Consider the following 19,600-nt stretch of genomic DNA (forward strand, 5'->3'; position numbering starts at 1 on the left):
GTCGGCGTCGGCGTCGGCGTCGGCGTCGGCATCGGCATCGGCGTCCGTGTCGTCGCCCGGCCCCGAGGGCGAGGGCCGCGCGCCCCGGGCGGGCGCGGATGCGGCCACCTCCCACAGCGCCGTCAGGCCGATCAGGTCGCCGCCGCAGACCTGAGCCATCGTCTCGACGGCGTGGCGCGGCGGAATCGTCTTCCCGTTGAGGTACCGCTCCCAGGACGATCTGCTGTACGACGTCCTGCTCGCCAGCGCGGCCAGGCTCAGCCCGCTGTGGTCCTTCACCTGGCGTAACTGCACGACGAGCCGCCGGACCTGCGGGTCCAGCGCCTCGGGCAGCGCCTTCCACCGGGACATACCCCACCCTCTTCGCGTACGCCGTACTGTGCGGTTTCCGAAGCGGCTCCAGCGTACGGAGAGACGACCGAACCCTCCGCACGGGTTGCCCCTTTCACATCCACGACTCCTTCACCACGCGGACGCGTTCGTCGCGCAGTGCGGCTTCCGTGCGGCCTCCGGGCGGTCGGCGGCGAGTTATGCCCCGTCCTGTCCCAACATGCCCTGGAATTACTCCTGTTCAGGCGGCGAGCACGGTCTCACATGCGCCGCGGCGGCGGTACGACGCCGCCCGCGACCTGGGCCAGCGGCGTGCCGCGTGCCCACAACAGGAGACGGGGGCCGTCGATGAGGCAGGTGCGACCGTCGCGCGAGGCCCACACCTCGTCCCGGTGGGTGAAGGCCCCCCGGTGCACCACGAGCCGCAGCGGGGGACCGGACGGACCACGTCGCCGCAGCCGTGCCCGGCAGGAGCAGGCCGACTCCTCGTCGGGCAGCGGCTCCGCGACGGGGCGGAAGGCCACGTCGAGCAGTCGTCCCCGGCCGTCGCGGGCGGCGAGATGAGGCGTGTCATGGCGTGGCGGCGGCAGCACTCGCCAGCCGTCGCGGCGCAGCATCCGGGCCACTGCCAGCACCAGCGCCGGCATGTCCAGCTCCGCCAGTTCCTGTGCGGTGTAGTAGCCGCCCCGCCGGCGAGCCGGCCGTCGGGAACGACGGCGTACGACGACGGCCGCCGCCACCGGCGGCAGGAGCGCCGAGGCGCACGCAGCCCAGCCGGCGGCGCGGGAGAGCAGCGCGAGTCCGGTGAGCACGGCGCAGGCGGCGGCGACCGCGGCGGCGAGAACGGGCAGCACCTCGCGCAGTCGAGGTCCGTAGCGTCCCGACGCGCGCAGTTCGCGCACCGTCCGACGGCGCCGGGCGCCCGCGGACTCGCCGGCCCGGGCCCGCTCCCGCTTGTGTGCCACCAGGGTCGGCCCCCCACCCCCGCACGGCTCTGTGTGGATGCTGCATACCCGCCACGTCGGCACATGTGCCCGTACGCCGCTTTTCCGCCAGTCTCTTGGCCGAGAGTGCGTCTCGTGGCGACGTCGCGGTCGGCCGTCGCGAGGTGGTCTCGTCCGTCGGCGGGGCGTTGTCAGTGGTGGATGTCAGGCTGTCGGTCATGGACGAGGCTGAGTTCCTGCGGGGCCGGGTGTACGGCGCCGACCACGAAGACGCCGGCCCCCGCCCGGGCCGCGCGTACGCGCAACTGGTGGGCGGCCCGCTGGACGGGCTGCTGCTCGACGTCACGGACCGGCCCGACCATGACCTGCGTGAGGTGGCGCTGACCACGGAGATCGGGCGCTACGGGCCCGGCGGCCGTGCCCTCTACGGGCGACGCGGCGCCGACGGCCGTCGCCTCGACTGGCGGGGCGACGCCCCGGCCGCCGACTGAGCGGGCCCGAGGACAAGGGGAACAGTGGCTTCCGTCGCGGCGGGGTGATCAAATGTGCGAATGTCCACAGGCTCCGCTTCCGCCGCTCACGTCACCGCCGCACCGCCGGCGGTCCGTCATGGCTGGCACAAGCTCCTCATCGCCCTGATCGTCCTGGGGCGAGTCGCCCGTGTCCCGGCCGCGATGGCCGCGACGACCGGGGAGATCCCTTCGGGTTGGTGGCTCGTGGTGTGGGAGGTGCTGGCGCTCGGCCTGGCCGCCTTCGCCGTCAGCGAGTGGGAGATCCTCAAGTCGGCGGGCTGGCACATGCGCGTGTCGCAGTGGATCTGCATGGTCGTCTTCCATATCGGCCTCACGGGCTTCCTGAGCTCCCTCTTCGTCCAGTGGTGGTTCTGAGGCAGGCCCCGGGGGCCAGGCCGTAGTCCGCCGACGGGTTTTTGTTCGATCGTACGAACATGGCTTCGGTGGGGTTACTTCTGCGACCAGCGCTTGATAGGAAACTTTCCTGTCAGTTGAAACGCCGAGTCACCCCACCCCCCACTCCTCACCTGGAGCCACTGTGGTGCACCCATCGCGGCCTCTCGACGGCCCCGCCCCTGCCTCCCGCCGCCTTTTCCTCGCCCTCGCCGGGGCGCTGGCTGCCGCCCCCCTCCTCGACGTCCGGCAGGCCGCGGCGGCGCCCGCGGCCCGTGGCCTCGACGACCCGGCGAAGAAGGAGATCGCCATGAAGCTGGTGTCGAGCGCGGAGAACTCCTCGCTCGACTGGAAGGCCCAGTACAAGTACATCGAGGACATCGGCGACGGCCGCGGCTACACCGCCGGCATCATCGGGTTCTGCTCCGGCACCGGCGACATGCTCGATCTCGTGCAGCTCTACGCCGACCGCAGGCCCGGCAACGTCCTCGCGAAGTACCTGCCGGCCCTGCGCTCCGTGGACGGCACCGACTCGCACGCCGGGCTCGACCCGAACTACCCGAAGGACTGGCGCAAGGCCGCCCAGGACGCCGGGTTCCAGCAGGCCCAGAACGACGAACGTGACCGGGTCTACTTCAATCCGGCCGTCCGCCAGGGCAAGACGGACGGTCTGCGCGCCCTCGGCCAGTTCGCCTACTACGACGCCATCGTCATGCACGGCGACGGCGGCGACCCCACCAGCTTCCGCAGCATCCGCAAGCGTGCGCTGAACAGGGCGAAGCCGCCGGCCCAGGGCGGCGACGAGACGACGTACCTCAACGCCTTCCTCGACGCCCGCGTCTGGGCGATGAAACAGGAGGAGGCGCACAGCGACACCAGCCGGGTCGACACGGCTCAGCGCGTCTTCCTCCGCAAGGGCAACCTCGACCTCGAGCCGCCCCTGGACTGGAAGGTGTACGGCGACAGCTACCACCTCGGCTGACCCGGACCGCGTCACCCGTGCCGTCGGTGACGCCCGGTGTGCGGGCTCGTGCCGCTCCGGTCGCCGCCCGGACGATCCTCAGTCCGGCGGCGGCCACGCGTCCACCACGCGGAACCCGGTGCGACCCAGGGCCAGGACCCCGTCGGTGAGCGGTGTGCAGCGCACGCCGCCCTTGCCGCGCAGCGCACGCTGGGCGCCGGGGCCGACGGTGACGTCCATCCATGCGCAGGGCCGTGCCGGACGGTTCACGGCGAAGGCGAGCGGGCCGCCGTCGACTCCGTCCAGCACGATCGTCGAGCCGACGCAGGAGTCGACGTCCACGCCGCGCAGCAGGATGTTCCGGCGGGTGTGCAGCAGACCGACGGCCGGATCTATGTGCCGGGGCAGGTTCTCGGCGGACATGACGGTCACCGACGCGTCCCGGTGGGCCGGGCGGCCGAAGTAGCGGTCGCCGACCAGTCCGAGGCCGCGGCGTACCTCGACCTGCGTCACCCGCTCGTCGCCCGGGCCCGGCGAGGGTCCGTCGGCCGGACGCCCCGCCAGCCGGTGCGACGCGGACACCAGCAGCTCCACCACCTCGACCTCCGCCATGCGACCAGCCTAGTTCCGGCGCAGACGGCCGGTGCGTCCCCCGGGGGTGCGCACCGGCCGCGGCCGTACGGGGCGGCGTCAGGGACGCAGCGGGAGCGTGGCGCAGTCGGACGTGGCCGGCCGGCCGTCGAGCCGGTCGGTCAGCCAGGAGATCGCCTCGCCCTGGTCGACGAGCAACGGCGTGAAGTGGTTGATGAGCGCCCGGCCGAGACCGGGCAGGATCACCGGCTTGTACGTGACGGAGACGCCCTTGGCGCACCAGGCGACGGCGAGGGCGCGCGCCTGCGCGTGCGGCACCAGGTCGTCGGCGGTGCCGGTCGCCACTCTGACCGGGGACGCCGGTGTGCGGGCGCCGATGCGCTGGTCGGCCAGGAACGCCCTGAGCTTCGGCTCCGACTCGACGACGGCGCTGAGGGAGCGCCCGTCGGTCGTCCAGGCGTTGCTGCGCGCCGAGTTGTAGGCGAGGAGGGCGTCGCCGACGCACATGGTCGACAGGTCCTTGAGCGCGGCCCGGCCCGCGTCGTTCAGGTGCGCCCGGGCGATCGGCTCGAGCTCGGGGTCGGACTGCAGGAAGCCGTTGACCGACCAGCCCAGCGCGCCCGCCAGGTCGCTGCCGTCGATGGCCTTGGTGACGGCGACCAGGTCGGCGGGCGGCGCGCCGCTGTAGGTCCCGGCGAGGACGACGTCCGGGGCGTAGGAGGGCTGGAGTTCGGCGGCGGCGGCCGTGGCCCCGCCGCCCTGGCTGTAGCCGTACAGCGCCACCTGGGAGTCGGCCGTCGGCGAGGCGCCGGCGAGTGAGCGCGCGGCGCGGACGGCGTCGAGGACCGCATGCGCCTCGTCGACCCGGTTGACATAGGTGTGCAGCCGGTCCGTCGCGCCGAGGCCGGTGTAGTCGGTGACGACGACGGCGATGCCGCGCGAGAGCAGGCGGTAGATCGCCAGGTTCTCGTAACCGACGGACAACGTCTGCCCGTTGACCAGGAGCGGGCGTTCGAGACCGAGCGACGCGGCGCACTGGTCGCCTTGGCCCATCGTGCCGGGGGCCACCGCGACCAGCGGCCGTGGTCCCCGGCCCTTCCAGCGTGCGGACGGCTCGATGTAGGCGCCGGTGACCGCCGTGGGCCGGCCGGTGGAGTCGGTGGACTTGTACATGAGCCGCGTCGCGACGCCCGGCAGCGGTCCGTCGACTCCCGGCAGGCTCAGCGCCAGGGGGAGCGGTTCGGAGCGGATCAGTGCGCCGTCGGCCGCCGGAAGCTCGGCGGGCGGGGTGTAGAAGGCGGGGATCGTGACGCCGCGGGAGACCACGGCCCCGGACGGGGTCGAGGCGTCGGCCGGCACGGCGGTGACGCCGAGGCAGGCGGCGGCGGTGACGGCCGCGGCGAGCAGGCGGGTGGGGGCGGGCATGGCGGACCTCCGGGGAGAGGGAGGCCGAGCCTTCGTCTGCGGCTCGGACGGAGGACGGCCCGGTGGGGCGCGGGCCGTGACGACCGAGCGGCCCGGAGCCGCGGTCGCCTCCGCTGCCCCGTACCGCTCTTAGACGAACTGTCAGGACCGTAGCGAGGGCCTGGTTACCTCGGGTAGCAGTCGGTAGGTTACGGTTCGGTAATATGACTGCGCGGTAACATGTCCGAACTCTTTGTCGTGCCGATCGCACTCCGTACTTGGAGCGTCCACAAGTGGCCTGTTGGCGACAATCTCTGACAAAACAAGATCGCGGGACGTGGCGTCGCTAGCGTCCCGAGCCATGAACACCGACCGTATGCGCGGCGCGCGACCCGACGGCGCCGTCCCGCAGGACGACGCCGACGTGCCGCCCCCACCCGGCATCCACCACTCCCCGTCACAGACGGTGACCGCGGGCGACAACGCCAGGATCACGCAGAAGAACACCCAGATGAAGTTCTCGGTCCCGGTGCTCGGGCCGCTGCTCAGCCTGGCCTTCGCCCATCCCGTGATCGCCGGCCTCACGGCCGTGGCGGTCGTCGGGGGAGGCGGCGCGGCGGTCTCGGCCGCCCTGCCCGACTCGACGCCCTCGCCGTCGACCGCGGTGGTCCGCGGCTTCGTCATGAAGGCCGCCGACGGCCAGACGGCGCCCACGGGCTACGACTTCACGCACTCCCCGCCCACGGTGGCCGACGCCGGCACGGACGCCGTCTACGCACAGGGCGGATACCTGCTGTCCACCGCCGGCAAGCTGGCCGAGTGGCAGACGTCCGAGCCGCCCACCGCGCAGGGATGCCGCAAGGCCGTCGCCGAGCACCCCGTGCGCCGAACCGTGGTGGGCGACGCCTACGTCATGTGCTACCTCGACCGCAACGGCGACCCCGGCTACATCTCGGTCACCGCCCACGACAACGACTCCGTCACGGTCGACACGGCCCACCTGCAGTGACCCCGGCGTCGCCGAACGGCCCGTACGGACGGTGTGGTTGACTACGCGCGTGTTGCACGAGTCGGTCTTCCGCACCACGGACCTGCCGGTGGACGCCCGGTTCGAGGCGTGGGCGGAGCGCATGGGCCGTACGCACGCGCCCATGCGGCTCACCAGCGACCGCATCGCGGACTACCGGGGCCGCCAACGCGTCATCGCGCTGGGCGACGTGACCGTGTGGCCCGCCACCTTCGACCATCTGGTGTTCCGCCGCACCCCGAAACTCGTCCGCCAGTCCGATCCCGAGGTCTACCACCTCTCCCTCCTGCTGAAGGGCGAGGGCGCCGCCGACTGGGGGCGGCAGCAGGCGGCCTACCGCGTCAACGACTTCCACACCAACTCCTCCTCCCGCAGCTACGACATCCACACCGGTTCCGAGCCGGTCACCATGGTCGGCGTCGAGATCCCGCGGTCGCTGGTGGCGTTGCCCGGACACCGCGCCGACCAGGTCATCGGACGCCACATATCGGGTCGCGAAGGCGTCGGCGCACTGCTCGCGCAGTTCCTCCTGCACCTGGTGTCGGACACAGGCGCCTATCAGCCCTCGGACGCGCCTCGGTTGGGCACGGTCGCCGCAGACCTGGTCACGGCCGTCTTCGCGCACGTGGCGGACGCCGACCTCAGGCTCCCGCCGGAAAGCCACAGCCGCACCCTCGTCCTCCAGATCAAGAGGTTCATCGGCCGTCGTCTGGACGATCCCGACCTGACCCCCGCCGCCATCGCCGTGGCGCACCACATCTCCCGCAGTTACCTGTACCGCCTCTTCAAGGCCGAAGGCCTGGCCGTCGCCTCCTACATCCGCGACCAGCGCCTCGAACACGCCCGCCGCGACCTCGCCGACCCCCGGCTGCGCTCGCTGCCCGTCCACGCCGTCGCCGCCCGCTGGGGCTTCCCCCGCGCCGCCGAGTTCGCCCGGGCGTTCCGCAGCGCGTACGGCATGCCGCCCAGCGAACTGCGGGAGCAGACGCTCCCCGAGGCCTGACCCGCAGGGCGCCCGGCCGCCGGCCGCTGTCCCTGCCCCAGACCCAGTCCGATTCCTGGTCCTGGTCCTGGTCCTGGTCCGAGCCTGCCGTCAGTCGTGGACGCAGTGCCAAGCGGATGTGGACGCTCCGCCAACGACACACCAGGCGTCCCTCGCGCATCATGGTCACCCGCGGCACCGTCCGCGACCTGCGGAAGCCGTGCCAGGATCACAGGGGAGTCCTGGCACGGCCCGAGTGGTGGGGGCCCTGCCACGGGCGTACGGTCGAACGGTGGACCCGGCGGTGGACGCTTCCGTCCGCCCACCCCTCCTCAGGGCCCGCTTCCCGAGCGGACGAGGCGTCATGAGCAGCGTTCCCCAACCGACCTCAGCAGCCCGGACCGCCGCCCGCAAGGACGGCGGCGGCAACGCCATGGCACTGTTGGTCATCGCCTCATGCCAGCTGATGGTGGTCCTCGACATCACCATCGTGAACATCGCGCTGCCGGACATCCAACGCTCCCTGGACTTCTCCACGACGAGTCTGGCCTGGGTGGTCAACGCCTACACCCTCACCTTCGGCGGACTGCTGCTGCTCGGCGGACGCACCGGCGACATCCTCGGCCGGCGGCGTGTGTTCGTCTTCGGCGTCCTCCTCTTCGTCCTCGCCTCGCTGCTGGGCGGCCTCGCGCAGAACGAAGCCCAACTCCTCGCCATGCGCGCCCTGCAGGGCGTCGGCGGAGCCATCGCGTCACCGACCGCGCTCGCCCTGGTCAGCACGACGTTCCGGGAAGGCCCGGAACGGAACCGGGCGTTCGGGGTCTTCGCCGCGGTCTCGGCGGGCGGCGGCGCGATCGGCCTGCTCGCCGGCGGCATCCTCGTCGAGTACCTGAACTGGCGATGGGTCCTCTTCGTCAACGTCCCCATCGGGCTGCTGATCGCCCTGGCCACGCCCCGCTACATCAAGGAGTCCGAGCGCCATCCCGGCCGCTTCGACGTCGCCGGGGCGCTGACCTCCACCGTGGGCATGGTCCTGCTGGTGTACGGGTTCATCAGGGCCGCCCAGGAAGGGTGGCGGGACACCGTCACCGTGGCCTCGTTCGGCGCGGCCGTCGTCGTCCTCGCCGCGTTCGTCCTGATCGAGCGGCGGTCCCGGCAGCCGATCACACCGCTGCACATGTTCGCCGACCGCAACCGGGCGGGCACGTACGGCATCATGCTGTGCCTGGCCGCCGCGATCTTCGGCATGTTCTTCTTCCTCACCCTCTTCGTGCAGAACGTGCTCGGCTTCAGCCCGCTCGCCGCCGGGTTCGCCTTCCTGCCGGTGAGCGCGGTCATCGCGGTCGGCGCCGGACTGGCCTCACGGTTCCTCCCCAAGTACGGACCCAAGCCGTTCATGGTGGTCGGCGCGGTCCTCGCGGCGGCCGGGCTGTCCTGGCTGACCCTGACGGACGTCCACTCGACGTACGCGGGCAGCGTCCTCGGCCCGATGCTCGTCTTCAGCCTCGGCATGGGCATGGAGTTCGTCTCCCTCACCCTCATGGCGCTCTCCAACGTCACCCCGCAGGAGACCGGGGCGGCCTCCGGCCTGCTCAACGCCACCCAGCAGGTGGGCGGTTCGCTCGGACTGTCCATCCTGGTCACCATGTTCGGCACGGCCAGCCGCAACGAGGCGGACCAGCAGGTCTCCGACTTCCTGGCGCAGGCGACGCCCGCCGAACGCCTGCGCTTCCGGCAGACCGGCGTGCTCCCCGACCCCTGGGGGGACGAGGTGCTCACCGCCGGCGTCTCGGCTGCCTTCGTCATGGCGGCGATCTTCACGGTCCTCGCCGCTCTGATCGCGCTCCTGGTCATCCAGGTCCGTCAGTCGGACCTGGAACGCCTCAAGGGCGGCTCGGTCCCGGGCGGAGTCTGAGCGCTCCCTGTGCCCGGTCGCGACCGAGTCGTCACGGGCGTCGACAGCCGCCGCGTACGACGAGAGTCGCACCGACAGGATCTCGCATCGGCGAGACGTCGCACCCCGACAAGATCTCGCAGCCCCGGCCGCCCGGGCTCACGCCGAGCAGACGGGTTTGCCGCCGGAGTGAGGGGCAACGCGATGTCCATGAGCGAACCCGACAAGAAGACGAGTGCCCGAACGAATCCCCCTACGAAGGCGGACGCGGGCGACGGGCCCGCGGCGAAGCGGGCGACCGCCGCCAAGGCCCGTCACACCACCGCCAAGGCGACGGCTCCGGCCGCACGCGCCGCGCGTGACGCCGCGGCGAAGACGGACGACGCCGCCGAGGCCGCGAAGACCGGTGTCCAGCGCACGGCCGAGGTGACGACCGGCGCGGTGCAGAGCGCGGCCCACAGCGCCGCGCGTGGCGTCGAGGCCAGCCGTCAGGCGATCGTCACGACCTCGGGCCACGTGGCCGCGACCGCCAAGACGGCCTGGACGGTCGTCGCCCACCGCAAGCTGATCGCGGCCGGCGTGGGCGCGGGCCTGTCGGCGCTGACCGCCGCCTCGTACGCCGTCGGGCGCCGTTCGGCCCGCCACGCGCACGGCCCCCTCACCCGGCTCACCGGCGGCCGGATCTGACCTCCCGCAGCCGTGCCTGCGAGCAGGGCCGCGCCCGGCCGGCCCCCGGCGCTCCCGCGCCCGGGGCCGGGGCCGGGGCCGTTCGCATGCTCCGCTCCACCTCAGCTCCACGATCCACCGGAACGGCCGCCCCTGCGAAACCCTGGAAAGGCAACGTCGATCCGGGATTGCGGCGGGGCCGCGCGGCACCGCGTGAGAGACGCACGGCAGGGACGGGCGGTCCCGCGCGTCTCGGAGCCGTCCGGCGTCCGTGCCACCGGGCTGCCGCCCCGTGCGGCCACCATGACCGTCCCGTTCACCCCGGCATCGACGACCGGCGTGAGATACCGGGCGCCTTCGCTCCCACGGGCCGCCCCCAACCCGGACCGGTCCGACCGCGGCGGCACAGTCCTGAGGATGCCGACCGCCGTCCGAAGTGCTGCGGGCACGGCCGCCCGGCCCACCCTTCGACGGGGCGCTCCCGACCTTCGGCCGACTGCGCTCCGCACCCGCTGCCGGGACCGTAGGGGGCATGGCGGAAACCGAACGGATGAGCAGGGCCCGGTTCCTGACCGGGATGGCGGCGGTCGGCGCCGCGGGCGCCCTCGGGTCGGCGGGGCCGGCGCAGGCCGCCGAGCGGCAAGGGGCGGCGGAGCGCGGCAGCCCGGGCGGACGCCGGGCCGCCGAGCGGCCACGGGCCGGTGTGCGGCGCCGGGGCGTCGTGTACACCGTGGGGGAGGGGGAGACTCCGGCCACGGGCTGGAACGCCCGGCGGATGCGCGCGGACCTGCGGGCCATTCGCGACGACCTGCACGCCGACACGGTCGACGTCACCGGCGACGGCGTCGAGCGCCTCACGGCGACCGCCGCCGAGGCGGCGGAACTCGGCCTGCACATATGGCTGCAGCCCACCCTGGGCGACGTGCCCGCCCGGGACATCCTCGAACACCTCGCGGAGACCGGCCGCTTCGCGCAACGGCTGCGTCGGCAGGGCGCGAGCGTCGACCTCGGCGTGGGCTGCGAGTTCTGGCTGTTCGTGCCCGGCATCGTGCCGGGCGACACGGCGCTCGAACGCGTGCGCAATCTCCTGAGGGGCGCGTACGACCCGGTGGTCTTAGAGCGGCGTCTCGCCGCCTTCACCGCCCGCGCGGCCAGGACGGGCCGTTCGGTCTTCGACGGTCCGCTCAGCTACGCCGCAGCGCAGGACGACCGGGTCGACTGGTCCCTGTTCGACATCGTCGGCATCGACTACTACTCCTCCTTCTCCCGGCCCGCCGACCACGTGCGGGAGCTGCGCCGCTACCAGCGCTTCGGCAAGCCCGTCGCCGTCACCGAGTTCGGCGCCTGCGCCTACGTGGGCGCGCCGCAGGCGGGCGGCATGGCCTGGGACGTCGTCGACCACGACAAGCGCCCCGAGGAGATCAAGCGGGGCCTGATCCGCAGCGAACGCACCCAGGCGGATCACGTGACCACGCTCCTCGACGCCTTCGAGGAGACGGGACTGTACGCGGCGATGGCCTTCGAGTTCGTCACGCCGGACGCCCCGCACCGCGCGGACGACTCCCGCTTCGACCTCGACATGGCCTCCTACGCCCTCACCAGGACCGTCCACCGCAGGCCGGGTCATCCCGAGTCGGGCTGGCACTGGGAGCCCAAGGAGGCCTTCGACGCCGTGGCCCGCCACTACGCCCGCGCCCGCTGTGCGGCGGCCGCGAAGGTCCCGCTCGTGCCGGGCCGAACGAGGCGACGAGCGCGGCGCGCGGGCGCATGAAAACGCCGGACGCGGTTACCCCCTTGCCATGGCAGCGACATCGAACTCCGACCACGACCACGCCTTGGCGCCGGTGTCCGGTCGGCACACGGCGGGCCCGGACGAGCAGGTGGAGCGGCGGGAGCCGGGGGAGCCGGGTCAGTTGCCGAAGCGGTCGTGGCGGGCGGTGCTGAAAGGCACCGTACGGGAGTTCCTGGACGACGAGCTCACGGACCGGGCCGCGGCGCTGACCTACTACGGCGTTCTGTCGATGTTCCCCGCGCTGCTGGTGCTGGTCTCGCTCCTGGGCCTGGCCGGCAAGTCGGCGACCGACGAGGTCCTGGCCAACCTGCGCAAGGTGGCGCCGGGTTCGGCCCGGGACGTCATCAGCGACGCGGTCACGGAGCTGCAGGGCAGGGGCGGCGTCGGCTCGGTCATGGCGGTGGTCGGCCTCGTCCTGGCGATCTGGTCGGCCTCCGGCTACACCGCGGCCTTCATCCGCAGCGCCAACGCCGTGTACGACATGCCCGAGGGGCGTCCGGTGTGGAAGGTGCTGCCGGTGCGCGTCGGCGTCACGGTGGTCCTGCTGGTGCTCGCCGTCGTCAGCGCGCTCATCGTGGTGTTCACCGGCGGACTGGCCCGTCAGGCCGGCGCCGCGCTGGGCATCGGGGACACGGCCCTGACCGTATGGTCCATCGCCAAGTGGCCGGTGCTGATCGTCCTCGTCACGGTCATGATCGCCCTGCTGTACTGGGCGACGCCCAACGTGCGGGGGCGGGGCCTCAAGTGGATCACGCCGGGCAGTGTGCTCGCGCTGACGCTGTGGCTGATCGTCTCCGCCGGCTTCGCGTTCTACGTGGCCAACTTCGCCTCGTACAACAAGACGTACGGCACGCTCGCCGGCGTGATCGTCTTCCTGGTGTGGCTGTGGATCAGCAACATCGCGATCCTGCTCGGCCTGGAGTTCGACGCCGAACTGGCCCGGCAGCGAGCCGTCGCGGGCGGCCTGGCGCAGGACGAGGAACCCTACGTCGAGCCCCGGGACACCCGCGCGTGGAGCGAGGAGGACCGGCGCCGGGCCGAGTGACGCACGCCGAGGCTCAGCGGACCGGGAAGCCGAAGGAATGTCCCTGCTGCTTCAGCCAGGGCAGGACCTCGCGCAACGCGGCCACGGTCTGCGAGCGGTCACCGCCCGCGTCGTGGAAGAGGATGGTGGGACCGTTGCCCACCTCGCGCTTGACGTTGGCGACGATGGCGGCCGCCCCGGGCCGCTCGAAGTCCTTGGTGTCGACGTTCCAGCCCAGCGGCCGCATTCCGCGAGAGGCGGCGAGACTGCGGCTGTAGGGGGTGAACGCGCCACCCGGCGCCCGGTAGTAGAGCGGGCGGACGCCACCGGAAGCCTCGGTGATCATGCGTTCGGCGTCCAGGATCTGCTGGGACTGGTAGGCCTGCGGCTTGGCGTCCATCGATGTGTCGTGCGAGACGGAGTGGTCGCACAGCCGGTGCCCCGCCGCCACCACGGCCTTGACCAGGTCCGGGTGCGCCTGGGCCTGGGAGCCCACCATGCAGAAGGTCGCCTTCACCCCGTTCTCCCGCAGCACGTCGAGGACTTGGGGCGTCCAGACGGGATCGGGGCCGTCGTCGATGGTGATGTTGACGCCCCGGGGCCCGCGGTCGGACGCGTGGGCTATGTCCACGGAGACCCGGGCCGGGGCGGACGGCGTCGCGGAGGGACGCGCTGACGCCTCCGCCCCCGAGTCCGCTCCGCTGCCGTCGGCCTGCGCGGTCCACACCGAGGTGACCGCGGCCATCGCCGTGACCCCGATCGCCGCCGCGATTACCCGGGTGTACCAACCCCGCCCGCCATGCCGCGCCATGTCTGCCCTGCCTTTGTCGTCCCGGTGGAGCCCCCTGCAGATGACAGGACGGAGAAAGGCGGTCGCGGGATCCCGCTGTTACCGATCACGCACATTTCTGCGGGTGTTCGGCGACCAGCGAACGTCCGCGGGGGGAACGGAGGCAGGGCCGGGCGCCGGCTCGGGGACGAGCCGGCGCCCGGTGTCACGCGGTGGTCGGGTCGGGTGTCACCAGGTGTGCGCGACGTCCACCACGAGGTGGTCGGTCAGCCGGAGCACCCTGAAGGGCAGACGGGCGCGCACGCCGAGCCCGAACTGCGTCACGCCTTCGAAGCTCCCGCCGTAGCGGGCGTCCCGGAAGGTGCTGTAGCCGGCGAGGTTCACGCCCGGCAGGGGCTGAGCGGGCCGCCCCGGGTAGGTAGGCGTGCCGGTCTCCGGGTTGTAGGCGGGGGCGTTGATCCGCACCTCCAGGATCGCGCCGCCGCCGACGGGGATGGGCCGGCCTGACCCGTCCTGGTAGAGCTGGTCGACGTACGCGACGGAGAAGCCGAGCCGGGAGGCGCTCGCACCGGGAACGTCGACGACGAACCGGTCGTAGCAGTCGTGGCGGCCGGTCCGGACATCGGTCACGGGGGTCGCCGTGCTGGTGACATAGGTTTCGGCGAGGCTTCCCCAGCCGGTGGGGCAGGCGGCGGCGGCCCGGGCGGCGGTCGCAGGGGCGGCTTCGGCCGGAGCCACGGCAACGGCCAACGTGGCGGTCATGAGGGCCGCGGTGGCCCAGACGGTTCTGTTTCGCACCATGATCTCCCCCGAAGGAGTCGCGTGTCGGATATCCACTGAGACAACCTGAATGACCGGAAGGTTGCACTGCCTAGCGTCTTCTGTGTGATGCGCGGGTGTCTCGGACGCGGCAGGCCGGGCGGACGAGAGAGCCGGGCGCCGAGAGAGCCGAGCTGACGAGAGTGCTGATCCGACGGGTCGGGCCGTGGGCGGCGGGGCGGCGGGGAAACCGACGCGGCCGGTGCGGTGCGGTGCGGTGCGGTCAGCGGCGGCCTCGCCGAGCGTGGGCGATGCTGCGGCGGGGCAGGTCCGACAGGCCTCTTTCGGCGTGGGCGAGTTGGGCCGTGAGACTGGTCAGCCAGACCTCGAAGTCGACCAGGGCAGGCAGTGGTGACGCGGGCGGTCGCCCCGGCCGGGACTGGGCTTCTCCGTGCGGCGTGGGCTGTCCGTCCGGCGCGGACTGGCCGTCCGGCGTGGGCTGCCCTTCGCTCGGCGGCGGCCGTATCCCGTCGCACAGGGCGGCCAGTCGGCCGACGGCGCTCACCGCGGCCCGGGCATCGGCCCGCGCCCGTGCCGCGGCGGCCTTCGGCAGCGGGTCGGCGGGCAGGTCGAAACGGGGCAGCCAGTGGGCGCCCAGCAGGACCTGGTGGGTGGCGATGAGCACGCTGTGCCAGTCGGCTCCGACGGAGGCGCCGGCGCCGGGTTCGCTGCGGAACTGTGCGTAGGCGGACTCGGCCAGGCGCATCCGGTGCAAGGCGGGCAGGGTCGGCGGGAGGGGCGCGGAGCCCGGTGGCACGGCGGTCAGCACCGCGAGGGTGCCGTCGATCAGCGGCCCGCACTCGCGCAACAGACCGGCCATGGTCCGGCGCACCTCCCCCCGGGCTCCGGCCGGCCAGGCGAGCATCGCGCACAGCAGACCGATGGCGCTGCCGGTCACCACGTCCACGATCCGGGCCTCGGCCAACTGCCAGGAGGCCGGGGCGATCTGGGCGAACGCGGTGGCCACCACGAGCGTGAACAGGCCCTGCGCCCAGGCGATCCCGAGCAGCGGTCCGAGCGCGAAGGCGACCAGCATGCCCGGCGCGAGCATCGCGGCGTAGGCGTCGGTGTGCTGGGAGAAGCCCACGAGGAGCGCGCCCGCAGCGACGGCGCCCACGAGGTTGCCCGCCACTGCCTTGCGGATGGCCGCCCAGGTCTCCCCGGCGGTGGTCCGGCTCAGCGTCAGCACCGCCAGCAGCACCCAGAATCCGTGGGTGAGCTCCAGCGACCCGGCGACCAGGCGGGCCGCGCCGAGGGCCGCGGCGATCCGTACGGCGTTGTGGAACTGCACCGAGCGGGGCGTCGTGTTGCCGACGAACCGCCGCAGCCACAACCGGGACGCCGGCGCCTCCGTGTACCAGAACAGCTCGCGCGGCTCGATCGGCCCGGTGCGGCGCCCGTCGAGGCCGACCCGTACGGCGATCTCCAGCACCCGCACCGACTCGGCGGCGCCCAGCAGCGCCGCCTGGCGTCGCACCGGCGCCCACTCCGAGTCTCTCGCCGCGGAGGCCGCCGAGGCCGCGGAGGCCGCCGAGGCCGCCGAGGACGTCGGCTTCGGCGGGGAGGCGGGCGGGGGCGCCGCGGACGGCGACGACGGGCCGTGCCGTTCCCGCATGCCCTGGAAGGCCCTGATCGCCGCGTCCATGCGTTCCGGTCCCGACCCGGCCCGGCCCGTGCGCAGCTCCGCAGCAGTGTCGTCGCACCGGGCCACCAGCCGCGGCAGCAGCCATGCGCACGCCGTGTCACCCGGTGCCCCGCCCCCGCCCCCGTCGGCGTCCGCGCCGCCGTCGCGGAGCAGCTCGCGCAGGAGGCCCTTCTCGGTGAGATGCGCCAGCTGCTCCAGCAGCCGGCGCGCGGCGGAGCCCGCCTGGGACAGGCCGCGGTCCGCGCGACCGGGGCCCGCCGGGCGTTCGGCGGGCGGGATCTGCGAGAGCCGCAGCCGGGCGCCGGCGGAGCGCAGGACATCGGCCGCGGGACCGGAGCGGCCGGCGAGGGTGTCGCCCGCGATCGCCACGGCGCTCGCGAGACTCGACCGGTACGACTCGCCCGGAGGACGCGGCAGCAGGAACCTCTCGCAGAGCGCCAGCAGCAGCACGCCCACCGTGAGACCCGTCAGGCGCGCTCCCAGGGTCTGCGGTGCGTACGGCGGGAAGCAGGCCAGGATGTAGAAGAGCTGGAGCCCCGGGGCCGCACCGGCCGGCCGGGGCCCCGCGACGGCCGCGAAGGCCAGGACGAAGCCGACGAGGAGCATGCCCAGCACGGCCGTCCAGGTGTGCACCGCCAGCACCGTGCCCAGCGTCACCAGCGCCAGACCCGCGGGCAGCGCCTCGAGCATGACGGCGGCCCGCTGCCGTCCGGAACCCGGGACCGAGGACAGCAGCCCGAGTGAGATGGGCGCGAACAGGGAGTACAGCGCCGCGACCGGCTCGTCGAGCCCGTACAGGAAGGCGTAGAAGCCGATGGAGGCGGACACCGTCACCCGCACCGACCGGCGCAGGATCTCGGCCCGTGCGTCGCCGCCCGTCACCGCGTCTCCAGGCCGTGCGCGGTGCGCGAGCCCGCTGCCGGGAGGCGGCCCCGAGCCCGGTCCTCGGGCCGAGCTCGGTACTCAGAGACCGCGGGGCTCCGCGCGAGGGAGTCGCGCCGGCAGCACGGCGTCGACGGGACTGCGACGAAGGCGCCAGGTCGCGCGGCCGGGGAGAACACAGCGCGCATAGCCAGGTTCCTCTCGGGCCGGGGCCGCCGAGGCGGGCGGGCCGGTCAGGCGCCCTACCCCCTCATTGTCGGCCGACCCCGCGCCCACCGCAGCCCGGCGGTACCGCGTCACCGTGCCCGGCCGAGGCGGCGCCCCGGCCGGGCGGGCGGTGCGAAGGTCCGGCTCAGAGCTGGCCGGAGGCCGCGATGGTGATCTTGGCCGAGGTCGAGCCGCTGCGGGAGCCGAGCGCCTCGATCTTCTTGACGAGGGCCATGCTGTCTTCGTCGGCGACCTCGCCGAACACGACGTGCTTGCCGTCGAGCCAGTCCGTCACGATGGTCGTGACGAAGAACTGCGAGCCGTTGGTGTCCGCGCCCGCGTTCGCCATGGACAGCAGACCCGGCCGGTCGTGCTTGAGCGTGAAGTTCTCGTCGGCGAACTTCTCACCGTAGATGCTCTTGCCGCCGGTCCCGTTGCCGCGGGTGAAGTCGCCGCCCTGGAGCATGAAGGCGGGGATGACCCGGTGGAAGGAGGAACCGGCGTAGCCGAATCCCTTCTCGCCGGTGGCGAGCGCGCGGAAGTTCTCCGCGGTCTTGGGCACGACGTCGTCGAAGAGGTTGAAGTTGATGCGCCCGGCGGGCTCGTCGTTGATGGTGATGTCGAAGTAAACCTTGATCGTCATAGGACCATCCTGCACGCTCCTGCGAGTGCTGTCGCACTGCGGGTATCGTGTTGCCCCTTGTGTCCGGTTTGGGCGGAGGGTGTTTCTGGCGAGGATCGTGGTCGGTCAGTCGACCGGCCAGGTGTGGGCCGGCGCGTTGAGATGCATGTAGTCGATGTAGAGCTGCGTCATCCGCCGCAGTGCCTCGTGCCGGTTCATGCGGCCGGAGGCGGTGATGCGGTGGAACATCTCCTTCTGCCAGACGGCCCCGTTGCGGCCGGTGACGCATCGCTGTTCGATGACGCCGAGCAGCGGCTCCCGCCAGGCGGCGTCCATCCCGGACAGCTCCAGCCCCCGGTGGGCCAGCGGCAGCAGCCGTCGCAGGACGAGTTCGGGCGCCGTGACCTCGCCCATGCCGGGCCAGTACAGCCGGGCCTCGATGCCGTGCCGGGCGGCCGCGTGCAGGTTGTCCTCTGCGGTCCGGAAGGACATCCGCGACCACACCGGCCGCTCCTCCCCCACCAGGGCGCGGGTGAGGCCGTAGTAGAACGCGCCGTTGGCGAGGGTGTCCGCCACCGTCGGGCCGGCGGGCAGACAGCGGTTCTCCACCCGCACGTGCGGCCGGTCGTGGGCGACGGCGTAGACCGGACGGTTCCAGCGGTAGATGGTGCCGTTGTGCAGGGTGAGCTCGGCGAGTTCGGGGACGTCGCCTCCCGCCAGGGTCTCGCGCGGGTCCTGTTCGTCGCACAGGGGGAGCAGCGCCGGGAAGTAGCGCAGGTTCTCCTCGAACAGGTCGAAGACGCTGGTGATCCACCGCTCTCCGAACCACACCCGGGGGCGCACGCCCTGCGCCTTGATCTCCTGTGGACGGGTGTCGGTGGTCTGTTCGAACAGCGGGATGCGGGTCTCGTGCCACAGTTCCTTGCCGAACAGGAACGGCGAGTTGGCCGCGAGCGCCACCTGGACGCCCGCGATCGCCTGGGCCGCGTTCCAGTACGCGGCGAACTCGTCGGGGGACACCTGGAGATGGAACTGGGTGCTGGTGCAGGCGGCCTCCGGGGTGATCGTGTCCGCGTAGGTGCGCAGCCGGTCGACGCCGTCCATCTCGATGTGCAGGTCCTCCCCGCGCGCCGCGAACACCTGGTCGTTGAGCAGCCGGTACCGCGCGTTCTCCGACAGCGAGGACGCTCCGACGTTCTCCTGCCGCAGGGTGGGCAGGATACCGATCATGATCAGTCGGGTCCCGACCGAGCCGGCGCGCTCCTCGGCGTGGTTGAGCGCGGCCCGGATCTCGGATTCCCAGGCGTCGGGGCCGCCCTGCGTCAGCCGGCGGGGCGGGACGTTGATCTCGAGGTTGAAGCGGCCCAGCTCGGTGGACCAGGCGGGGTCCGCGATCGCCTCGAGGACGTCGGTGTTGCGCATCGCCGGTTCGGCCCCGGCGTCGACCAGGTTCAGCTCGATCTCCAGGCCCACCTGGGGCCGCTCCGACTCGAACCGCGACTCGCGCAGCATCTGCGCGAACACCTCGAGGCACTCCTGCATCTTGATCCGGTACCGGCGGCGGTCCTCGCGGGTGAAGACCAGCGCCGGGACGTCGCGTCCCATCGGCCCTCCCGGCGCGTCCCATCTCCTGGACGCCTCTCGCCTCCAGCCTCGCACTGCTGGACGACCCTCACCAGGCGGCGCTGGGACGCCGGGCCGCACCCGCACCCGCACCCGCACCCGCTCCCGCTCCCGCGCCGCGGCTAGCCGGCCGGTCCGGCCAGGCGTGCTGCCTCCTTCTCGGCGTCGCGTGCCGTCCGCTCGGCCTGTTTCACGGCGTCGCCGGCCCTCCGCAGCTCTTCCTCGGCCCCTTGCCGTTCCCGTTCGGCCTGCGCCAGCTCCTCGCCGGCCCGGCGCAGCTCCTCCTCGGCCGCGGCGCACCGCTGTCCGGCGAGCTCGTGGCGGTCGCGGGCCTGCTGGAGCGCCGCTGCGGCGTCCGCCCGGGCGGCGCGTAGGTCGTGCAGCAGGCGCGCGGCCGCCACGGCCCCGCCCCCCGCCGCGACGAGCAGCGCCAGGCGCCCCCGGCGCCCCGCCCCCACCACCACCACCCAGCGCGGCCCCGACCCCCGCCCC

The 19,600-nt window shown here is 73.0% G+C and carries 18 protein-coding genes and 1 pseudogene; 9 read left to right on the top strand and 10 right to left on the bottom strand.

Going from position 1 to position 19,600, the window contains the following annotated elements; genetic code table 11:
- Together ABT300_RS29945 and ABT300_RS29950 are read right to left on the bottom strand one after the other, a co-directional pair.
- On the bottom strand, positions 1 to 351 hold a 351-nt coding region (locus ABT300_RS29945), incomplete at its 3' end, for a helix-turn-helix domain-containing protein (RefSeq protein ID WP_351682077.1).
- Between the two features lie 239 nt (positions 352 to 590).
- The gene (locus ABT300_RS29950; RefSeq protein ID WP_351682080.1) at positions 591 to 1,295 is read right to left on the bottom strand and encodes a hypothetical protein; all 705 of its coding nucleotides are present in this window, start codon (positions 1,293 to 1,295) and stop codon (positions 591 to 593) included.
- Between the two features lie 197 nt (positions 1,296 to 1,492).
- Here ABT300_RS29950 and ABT300_RS29955 point away from each other — a divergent pair, with 197 nt between their 5' ends.
- From ABT300_RS29955 to ABT300_RS29965, 3 genes are all read left to right on the top strand, one after another.
- Positions 1,493 to 1,765 carry a hypothetical protein gene (locus tag ABT300_RS29955; protein ID WP_351682082.1) on the top strand — a complete coding sequence of 91 codons (273 nt, stop codon included), beginning with the start codon at positions 1,493 to 1,495 and terminating at the stop codon, positions 1,763 to 1,765.
- A 60-nt stretch (positions 1,766 to 1,825) separates the two neighbouring features.
- The gene (locus ABT300_RS29960; protein WP_351682084.1) at positions 1,826 to 2,161 is read left to right on the top strand and encodes a hypothetical protein; all 336 of its coding nucleotides are present in this window, start codon (positions 1,826 to 1,828) and stop codon (positions 2,159 to 2,161) included.
- 163 nt (positions 2,162 to 2,324) lie between these two features.
- On the top strand, positions 2,325 to 3,161 hold the full coding sequence (locus tag ABT300_RS29965) for a chitosanase (protein ID WP_351682087.1): 837 nt from the start codon (positions 2,325 to 2,327) through the stop codon (positions 3,159 to 3,161).
- Positions 3,162 to 3,239: 78 nt separating this feature from the next.
- On the opposite strand, the gene ABT300_RS29970 is transcribed toward ABT300_RS29965, so the two are convergent.
- Together ABT300_RS29970 and ABT300_RS29975 are read right to left on the bottom strand one after the other, a co-directional pair.
- A complete protein-coding gene (locus ABT300_RS29970) occupies positions 3,240 to 3,752 on the bottom strand; it encodes a molybdenum cofactor biosysynthesis protein (protein ID WP_351682090.1) in 513 nt (170 codons plus the stop codon).
- A 78-nt stretch (positions 3,753 to 3,830) separates the two neighbouring features.
- Positions 3,831 to 5,156, bottom strand: coding sequence for an alpha/beta fold hydrolase (locus ABT300_RS29975; RefSeq protein ID WP_351682093.1), 1,326 nt, complete (start codon positions 5,154 to 5,156; stop codon positions 3,831 to 3,833).
- Between the two features lie 340 nt (positions 5,157 to 5,496).
- On the opposite strand from ABT300_RS29975, the gene ABT300_RS29980 reads away from it, so the two are divergent.
- The 6 genes from ABT300_RS29980 (at position 5,497) to ABT300_RS30005 (ending at position 12,541) form a co-directional block, all read left to right on the top strand.
- Positions 5,497 to 6,144, top strand: a complete 648-nt coding sequence (locus ABT300_RS29980) for a hypothetical protein (RefSeq protein ID WP_351682095.1) — start codon at positions 5,497 to 5,499, stop codon at positions 6,142 to 6,144.
- A 49-nt stretch (positions 6,145 to 6,193) separates the two neighbouring features.
- Entirely contained in the window at positions 6,194 to 7,165 is a 972-nt protein-coding gene (locus ABT300_RS29985; protein WP_351682097.1) for an AraC-like ligand-binding domain-containing protein, read from the top strand.
- A gap of 343 nt (positions 7,166 to 7,508) precedes the next feature.
- The gene (locus ABT300_RS29990) at positions 7,509 to 9,059 is read left to right on the top strand and encodes an MFS transporter (RefSeq protein ID WP_452995216.1); all 1,551 of its coding nucleotides are present in this window, start codon (positions 7,509 to 7,511) and stop codon (positions 9,057 to 9,059) included.
- A gap of 189 nt (positions 9,060 to 9,248) precedes the next feature.
- Positions 9,249 to 9,725: a hypothetical protein gene (locus tag ABT300_RS29995; protein ID WP_502978021.1), complete on the top strand. Its 477-nt coding sequence runs from the start codon at positions 9,249 to 9,251 to the stop codon at positions 9,723 to 9,725.
- Positions 9,726 to 10,236: 511 nt separating this feature from the next.
- Positions 10,237 to 11,475: a glycoside hydrolase family 113 protein gene (locus tag ABT300_RS30000; RefSeq protein ID WP_351682102.1), complete on the top strand. Its 1,239-nt coding sequence runs from the start codon at positions 10,237 to 10,239 to the stop codon at positions 11,473 to 11,475.
- 28 nt (positions 11,476 to 11,503) lie between these two features.
- Positions 11,504 to 12,541: a YihY/virulence factor BrkB family protein gene (locus ABT300_RS30005; protein WP_351682105.1), complete on the top strand. Its 1,038-nt coding sequence runs from the start codon at positions 11,504 to 11,506 to the stop codon at positions 12,539 to 12,541.
- 13 nt (positions 12,542 to 12,554) lie between these two features.
- Here ABT300_RS30005 and ABT300_RS30010 read toward each other — a convergent pair whose 3' ends face one another.
- From ABT300_RS30010 to ABT300_RS30035, 6 genes and pseudogenes are all read right to left on the bottom strand, one after another.
- Positions 12,555 to 13,331 (bottom strand): polysaccharide deacetylase family protein, encoded by a 777-nt coding sequence (locus ABT300_RS30010; RefSeq protein WP_351682108.1) that lies wholly within the window; start codon positions 13,329 to 13,331, stop codon positions 12,555 to 12,557.
- Positions 13,332 to 13,538: 207 nt separating this feature from the next.
- A complete protein-coding gene (locus ABT300_RS30015) occupies positions 13,539 to 14,111 on the bottom strand; it encodes an AMIN-like domain-containing (lipo)protein (protein WP_351682110.1) in 573 nt (190 codons plus the stop codon).
- Positions 14,112 to 14,352: 241 nt separating this feature from the next.
- Positions 14,353 to 16,656 (bottom strand): FUSC family protein, encoded by a 2,304-nt coding sequence (locus tag ABT300_RS30020; protein WP_351682113.1) that lies wholly within the window; start codon positions 16,654 to 16,656, stop codon positions 14,353 to 14,355.
- Between the two features lie 352 nt (positions 16,657 to 17,008).
- Positions 17,009 to 17,506: a peptidylprolyl isomerase gene (locus ABT300_RS30025; RefSeq protein ID WP_351682116.1), complete on the bottom strand. Its 498-nt coding sequence runs from the start codon at positions 17,504 to 17,506 to the stop codon at positions 17,009 to 17,011.
- Positions 17,507 to 17,611: 105 nt separating this feature from the next.
- Positions 17,612 to 19,090: a glutamate-cysteine ligase family protein gene (locus ABT300_RS30030; RefSeq protein WP_351682119.1), complete on the bottom strand. Its 1,479-nt coding sequence runs from the start codon at positions 19,088 to 19,090 to the stop codon at positions 17,612 to 17,614.
- Positions 19,091 to 19,230: 140 nt separating this feature from the next.
- Positions 19,231 to 19,600 (bottom strand): annotated as a pseudogene (locus ABT300_RS30035) (hypothetical protein); the annotation flags it as partial.

This window comes from Streptomyces sp. NPDC001027, assembly GCF_040299045.1.
Classification (GTDB): domain Bacteria; phylum Actinomycetota; class Actinomycetes; order Streptomycetales; family Streptomycetaceae; genus Streptomyces.